General features: G+C 69.6%; 7 protein-coding genes. 1 reads left to right on the top strand and 6 read right to left on the bottom strand.

The window, feature by feature from the left end; translation table 11 throughout:
- Window positions 1-9: 9 nt before the first annotated feature.
- The 5 genes from VG296_RS11020 to VG296_RS11000 form a co-directional block, all read right to left on the bottom strand.
- Window positions 10-1,086, bottom strand: a complete 1,077-nt coding sequence (locus VG296_RS11020; RefSeq protein ID WP_325565551.1) for a S1C family serine protease — start codon at window positions 1,084-1,086, stop codon at window positions 10-12.
- Between the two features lie 119 nt (window positions 1,087-1,205).
- On the bottom strand, window positions 1,206-1,865 hold the full coding sequence (locus tag VG296_RS11015; RefSeq protein ID WP_325565550.1) for a LutC/YkgG family protein: 660 nt from the start codon (window positions 1,863-1,865) through the stop codon (window positions 1,206-1,208).
- Entirely contained in the window at window positions 1,862-3,268 is a 1,407-nt protein-coding gene (locus VG296_RS11010; RefSeq protein WP_349259523.1) for a LutB/LldF family L-lactate oxidation iron-sulfur protein, read from the bottom strand. Before VG296_RS11010 ends, VG296_RS11015 begins: the two co-directional genes overlap by 4 nt.
- 20 nt (window positions 3,269-3,288) lie before the next feature.
- Complete coding sequence (locus tag VG296_RS11005) at window positions 3,289-4,014, bottom strand: (Fe-S)-binding protein (RefSeq protein WP_325565548.1); 726 nt, start codon at window positions 4,012-4,014, stop codon at window positions 3,289-3,291.
- Between the two features lie 105 nt (window positions 4,015-4,119).
- Window positions 4,120-5,157, bottom strand: coding sequence for a C40 family peptidase (locus VG296_RS11000; protein WP_325565547.1), 1,038 nt, complete (start codon window positions 5,155-5,157; stop codon window positions 4,120-4,122).
- 475 nt (window positions 5,158-5,632) lie between these two features.
- Between VG296_RS11000 and VG296_RS10995 the strand changes: the two genes are divergently transcribed.
- Window positions 5,633-5,944 (top strand): hypothetical protein, encoded by a 312-nt coding sequence (locus VG296_RS10995; RefSeq protein ID WP_325565546.1) that lies wholly within the window; start codon window positions 5,633-5,635, stop codon window positions 5,942-5,944.
- A gap of 95 nt (window positions 5,945-6,039) precedes the next feature.
- On the opposite strand, the gene VG296_RS10990 is transcribed toward VG296_RS10995, so the two are convergent.
- The gene (locus tag VG296_RS10990) at window positions 6,040-6,510 is read right to left on the bottom strand and encodes a DUF2231 domain-containing protein (protein WP_325565545.1); all 471 of its coding nucleotides are present in this window, start codon (window positions 6,508-6,510) and stop codon (window positions 6,040-6,042) included.
- Window positions 6,511-6,532: the final 22 nt, after the last annotated feature.

Genomic DNA, 6,532 nt, shown 5'->3' with positions numbered 1-6,532 from the left:
TCGATCTGGTCAGGAGGCTTGCAGGGTGCCGAGGGTGGCGGTGACGGTGCTGTTCGAGCCGTCCGGCTTGGTGATTGCGACTGGCACCTGCTGGCTGGGCTTCAGTGTCGCGAGTTCGGCGGACAGCGCGTCCATCGAGGTCACGGCGACCTTGTTCAGCGAGGTGATGACGTCGCCGGCGACGATTCCGGCGTTCGCCGCCGGGCCGCCGGACGTGACTTCCACCACGCCGACGCCGACCGGCCTGGAGTTGGCGTCGATCAGCGACCGTCCGGTGATGCCGAGCGAGGCGAGTCCGGAGTCGGTAACCTTCCCGGAACCGATGATCTGGTCGGCGATCCGCTTCGCGGTGTCCGAGGAGATGGCGAACCCGATGCCCGGGTGCGCACCGCCGAGGGTCTGGTCCACGGCCGTCAGCGTCGGAATCCCGACCACCGCCCCGGACAGGTCGACGAGCGCGCCGCCGCTGTTGCCCGAGTTGATCGACGCAGAGGTCTGGATCATGTCCGTCAGCGTGGCGGCGGGCGTGTCCGAGCTCTGCGGCTCGGTGACGCTGCGCCCGGTGGCGGAGATGATCCCGTCCGTCGCCGAACTGGAGAGCCCGATCGGATTGCCCATCGCCAGCACGATCTGGCCTACGACCGCCTTGGACGAGTCGGCGAAGGCCGCCGGCTTGAGGTCGGACGGCGGGTTGGTCAGCTTGATCACGGCGAGGTCACCCTGCGGGAAGCTGTTGACCAGCTTGGCGTCGTAGGTCTGGCTCGAGGTGGACAGCGTCACCTTGTAATCGGACGCTCCGGCGACGACGTGGTTGTTGGTGACGATGTCGCCCTTGGTGTCGAGGATGATCCCGGACCCGAGTGAGGAGGGCAGCGTGATCAAAACGACCGAGGGCATCACCGTCGCGATGACGTTCTCGTAGTTGGACTGCAGGTTCGCACCGCCGGTATTCGCGGTCGACGTTGAACTCGACGAGCTCGAACCGCCCGAGGAGGAGCAACCGCCGAGCGCCAGCGCTCCGACCGCCAGCAGCGTGGCCGCGGCCGTCGTCACCGCCACCACCACCCGGCCGCGCCGCCGAGTCACGCGCCGTCCGTTCAGAGCCTGTCCCAACACCTTGGACCACCATCCCGTTTCGCGCCGCCCACTCCGTTCCAGGAGACGGCCGCGGGATGGCACCGCGCATGTCGGGTCCGCCGAACGTGTTACGCGGCGGCGGTGATGAGGATGACGTCCAGCTTCCGGGGGCCGTGCACTCCCTCGACTCGGTCGAGTTCGATGTCACTGGTGGCGGATGGTCCGGCGATCCAGGTCTGCGGGCGGACGGGGGAGAGGCGGCCGTGCTCGAAGGCCCGCGGCACGGAGGTCACGACCTGGTCGGGGACGCGTACGACGCAGATGTGGTGGTCGGGCACGAGGGTCAGCAGGCGGCGGCCCTGGCCGGGCCCGCCGTCGAGGACGATGGTGCCGGTCTCGGCGATCGCCAGGGCGCACGCGCTGATCACGGACTGGACCTCATCCAGCCGCTGCGGCGTCAGCTCGGGAGAGTCGGGGACGAGGGTGACGGTCGGGAGCAGTTCGCTCAGCCAGGCTTCGGGCAGCGCCTCGGGGATGGCGACGCTCGTGGAACCGCGTTCGGTGAGCAATCTGGCGATCATGGCGGGCAGTTCGGCCTCGCTGCCGCGGTGGACCTGCGCGCGGTAGTCGGCGAGGTTCTCGGCGAGGAGGTCGACGGTCTCGGCCGCGGTGCGCGTGCCGTGTTCGTGAAGGTAACCGCGTGCCATCCCAGCGGGTTCGTCCTTGGGCACGTCGGCGAGGGCGCGGCGGATGCGGGCGAGGATCTCCTCGCGGGCCGTGGCCGTCACGGGTGGGTCTCCTTCCACCACTGCCGGAAAGTCTGTCGAGGCAGTTCCGGTAGATCCCTGGACTCGGTCCATGCCTTGGCGGGACCGATGGGGAGCTTTTGGGCCTTCGGGATCAGTTTTCTGCTGCGCACGGCGGCGGCCTCGGCCGCGCGGTAGGCGGCGGGATGCGTCATCGCGTAGGTCGCGGCCTTCATGGCGGCGCGCTCGGCACGGTGGCCCGGTTCGGTCTCGGTGACGCGGGCGCGGAGGTGGACCAGTACCTCCGGGATGTCGATGGCGACGGGGCAGACCTCGTAGCAGGCGCCGCAGAGGGACGAGGCATAGGGGAGCGAGGCGTCCAGCGCGGTTCCGGTGCCGCGCAGCTGCGGGGTGAGGATCGCGCCGATCGGGCCCGGATAGGCGGAGCCGTACGCGTGGCCGCCCGCGCGCTCGTAGACCGGGCAGACGTTGAGGCAGGCGGAGCAGCGGATGCAGCGCAGAGCCTGGCGGCCGACGGTGTCGGCGAGGGTGTCGGTGCGGCCGTTGTCGAGCAGCACGAGGTGGAACTCGCGCGGCCCGTCGCCCTCGGTGGTGCCGGTCCACATCGTCGTGTACGGATTCATCCGCTCGGCGGTGGAGGAGCGGGGGAGCAGCTGCATGAAGACCTCGAGGTCCCGCCAGCTCGGGATGATCTTCTCGATTCCGACGACGGAGATCAGCGTCTCGGGCAGGGTCAGGCACATCCGGCCGTTGCCCTCGGATTCGAGGACGACCAGCGTGCCGCTCTCCGCGATCATGAAGTTGGCGCCGGAGACGGCGACCTTGGCGCGCAGGAACTTCTCGCGCAGGTGCAGGCGCGCCGCCTCGGCGAGGTCGGCGGGCGTGTCGCTCAGCTCGGCCGGGGCCGGACGGCCGTAGCGCGCCATGTTGGCGCGGAAGATGTCGCGGATCTCGGTGCGGTTGCGGTGGATCGCCGGCACCAGGATGTGCGAGGGCAGGTCGTCGCCGAGCTGCACGATCAGCTCGGCCAGGTCGGTTTCGTAGGCCGAGATGCCTTCGGCGGCGAGGGCCTCGTTGAGGCCGATCTCCTGGGTGGCCATGGACTTGACCTTGACCACCTCGGTCTCGCCGGTGGCCTTGACGAGCGCGGCGACGATGCGGTTGGCCTCGGCGGCGTCCCGCGCCCAGTGCACGGTGCCACCCGCCTCGGTGACCTTGGTCTCCAGTTGGACAAGGTACTGATCGAGATGGCGGAGGGTGTGGTCCTTGATCTGCTTGCCCGCCTCGCGGAGCCCGGACCAGTCCTCGAGCTCGCTGACGGCCTTGGCGCGCTTGTCGCGGATCGTGTGCGTGGCGCGCGTGAGGTTGGCGCGGAGCTGCTTGTCCTGCGTGGCGAGGCGCGCGGCGGCGGGGAAGGACGGCATGCCGAGGTAGGTGCCGCCGCTCACTGGGCCACCGCCTCGTACGGCGCGTCCTTGGTGGACGCGAGGACCTCGGCGAGATGCAGGGTCCTGACCGGTGCGGCGGAGCGGCGTGCGGTGCCGCCGATGTGCATCAGGCAGGAATTGTCCGCGGCGACCAGGTATTCGGCGCCGCTCTCCACCGCGTGCGCGACCTTGTCGGCGCCCATCGCCGCCGAGACGTCCGGATTCTTCACCGAGAAGGTCCCGCCGAAGCCGCAGCACTCCTCCGCTCCGGGCAGCTCGACCAGCTCAAGGCCCTCGACGCGGCTGAGCAGCCGGGCCGGGCGATCCCCGAGCTTCAGTAGGCGCGCGCTGTGACAGGTCGGATGATAGGCGACGCGATGCGGGAAATAGGCGCCCACGTCCGCGGTCTCCAGGATGTCGAGCAGGTACTCGGTGAGCTCGTAGACCGGCGGCGGCGCCGAGCTCCCGAGCAGCCGCGGATGGATGTCGCGGACGAAGGCCCCGCAGGAGCCGGAGGGCACCACGATCGCGTCGTACCCGCGGAAATCGCGCGCGAACTTCTCGGCGAGCGGCTTGGCCTCGGCCGGATACCCGGTGTTGTACTGCATCTGGCCGCAGCAGGTCTGCGCCTCGGGGAAGTCGACCGCGACCCCGAGCCGTTCCAGTACGCGGACCGTGGCGATCCCGGTGCTCGGGAAGGCCACGTCGTTGACGCACGTGACGAACAAGGCGGTGGTAGGCATCGCGGCTCGGATCACTCGATTCATCGGAGGTCTTGGGTCCTGATTGCGATACTACCGCCCGATTCCGCGCCTGATCCAGTGCGAATGAACGCTGGTTCCAGTTCGTTATCCGCCAGCCTGCATGAGGGGAAGGATCCGCCTGACCGCGGTGATCGGCATCATGTCCCACTCGCCGTACTGGATCTGCTGGCCGGTGGTCGGCGCGTGGATGACCAGTCCGTTTCCCACGTACATGGCCACGTGCGCGCCGTCGAGGTAGAAGATCAGATCGCCGGGCTGCAGGGCCGAAAGCTGGGCCGGGACCGGCTGGCCCACGTTGATCTGATCCCAGGTCACCCGCGGCAGCTGTACGCCGGCCGTCTGCCAGGCCGCCTGGACCAGGCCGGAGCAGTCGTAGCTCGGGTCGCCGGTGCCGCCCCACTCGTACCACAGGCCCAGCTTCGACTCGACGAAGTCGATCGCCAGCGCCGCCCGGCCGAGCGGCTGCGGCACCGACGCGATCTGCTCGGCGGTCACGCCCGAGTAGTCCAGGGACCGCTGCTGAGCCGCCGTCAACTGGCCGAGCAGCGACTGCGCGTGCTGCTGCTCGGCGAGGATCTCGGCGCGCGCGGCGGCCGCCTGCTGCTCCATCGTGGCCTGCTGCTCAAGGGCCTGCGAGGCCTGCGCGCGAAACTGCGTGAGCTGCTGCTGTTGCTGCACGACCGTCCGCAGGCCGACGGATTCGCCGCGACCGAGCGCCTGCAGGCTGACGGCCCGCTGCAGGAATTCATCGGGCTGCTGCGCGAACATGAGTTGCAGCGTGGGGTCGATGCCGCTGCCGCGGTATTGCGTTTCCGCCAATTGGCCCAGCGATCCGTAGTACTTATCCACCTGCTGCCGGATCGTCGAGGCCTCGGCCTGAATGGCGTTCACCTTCTGCTGCAGCGAGGCCATCTGCTGGGTCGCCTGGTCGTACCGCTGCGTGGCCGTCTCCGACTGCGCGCGCAGGCTCTGCACCTCGGCCTTGACCGAATCGAGCGTGACGGCCTGGCCGGTGCCCGGCGCGCACACCCCGGCCACCACGCCCACGGCTGCGGCCGACGAGGTCACGGTGCACACCCCGCGTACCCCGCGCACGCCGCGCACGGAGCCGGAGCCGTTCATGCGTTTCGTCCGTTTGTGGGACACCATCGCGGCATCACTCCAGACAAGGGAAAGGCGGGGCCCCGAACGCCGGCCGGTCGATACGGCGTCACCCTACGCTCCGCGTGATGGATTGGCCGCGTAGGGTGAGCGCCGCTTTGCCGGATCGTTACCGCTCCAACGTCCTTTCGTCGCCACTTGCCCGTTTTCTGGAACCCGATCGGGGTACTGCGGGCCTGGTGGCGCGCTCGGGCTGGCCGGATGGGCCCGGCTCGGATAAAAATTCAGCGACAGCGTCGCGGCGGCCCCCTAGAATCTTCGATTCAGTGAGACAAACCGTACGCTCAGCCCATGAGCGGATATTTGACAACCCGAAACCGCTCCCCAGCGATCGAGTACCACGGAGGCATCCATGTCGGCACAGGCGATTTCCGCGGCAGGCCCAGCGCCTACCCCTGTGCCGCCCTGCCGACCGTCCCGCACCCGGTCCCGACGGATGACGACCGCCGCCGAGGCCGCCGAGACCCCCGAGCCCATGAACGACGGACTCGGGTGGAGCGAGCCGGAGATCGCCGAGCTCGCCCGCCTCGCGCCGGGCCTGCTGCCCGGCCGGATAATGACCTGCGATCCGGTCGGCGCGCTGGTGCTGACCGAACTCGGCGCCACCGCCACGACCTACTGCGCCACCCTGCTGCTCGCCGTCGCGCGCGCCCGCTCCGTCGGACGCCTATGGCCCAAGCCGGGTGACCGGGTGGCGCTTCGCCGGTGGCCGGACGGACCGGTGACCGTCGAGGGCGTCGTCGCCTGACCTGAACAAGCTCCAGCACACGACAAGCTCCATCAAACGTCGAAGAGCCCCCCACCCGATCCACCGCGGGTGCAGGGGCTCTCGGCGTTCTCGCGCTACTTGTGCGTCGTCTGCACGATGCCGCCCCACGCGGCCCGCGCGCCGGAGTCGCCGACCTGGACCACGCGCACGAGGCAGATCGCGCTCGCGCCGATCGCCAGCGCCGCGATGACGACCATGGTCGCGTGGTGGTCCGCGTAGCCGCGCTTCTCGGCCAGCTCCAGCGCCAGCGCGAGCACGGCCACCGCGGCGACGAACCAGACCAGTGTGCTGCCGAGCGCCTTGTGCTGCGCCGCCACGCTCTGCAGATAGGAGTTGTGGTTGTACAGCTGGGTGCCCGCGAGCTGCGTGGCGTACGTCACCGGGACCATGATCACGGAGAGCCCGGCCACCCACCAGCCGAACCTGCGGCGCCAGGCCGGGCGGATCGCGATCGCGAGGACGCCGAGGCAGGCCAGCGGAATGCCGACGACCGTGACATGGATGATCAGAACGTGCGTGGGCAGACCGAACACGGTATACGGCATGGATGCGTCCTCAGCTGGCGTC

Origin of the sequence: Actinospica sp., from assembly GCF_035552695.1 — a bacterium.
In the GTDB taxonomy this organism is placed as follows: domain Bacteria; phylum Actinomycetota; class Actinomycetes; order Streptomycetales; family Catenulisporaceae; genus Actinospica.
Note: the sequence above shows the minus strand (reverse complement) of the source record. Positions and strands in the feature narration are given on the sequence as shown.

Coding starts and splice junctions, on each gene's coding strand:
- VG296_RS11000 (WP_325565547.1), bottom strand. CDS start 5,157: ATGAACGGCTCCGGCTCCGTGCGCGGCGTGCGCGGGGTACGCGGGGTG.
- VG296_RS11005 (WP_325565548.1), bottom strand. CDS start 4,014: ATGCCTACCACCGCCTTGTTCGTCACGTGCGTCAACGACGTGGCCTTC.
- VG296_RS10990 (WP_325565545.1), bottom strand. CDS start 6,510: ATGCCGTATACCGTGTTCGGTCTGCCCACGCACGTTCTGATCATCCAT.
- VG296_RS11010 (WP_349259523.1), bottom strand. CDS start 3,268: ATGCCGTCCTTCCCCGCCGCCGCGCGCCTCGCCACGCAGGACAAGCAG.
- VG296_RS10995 (WP_325565546.1), top strand. CDS start 5,633: ATGACGACCGCCGCCGAGGCCGCCGAGACCCCCGAGCCCATGAACGAC.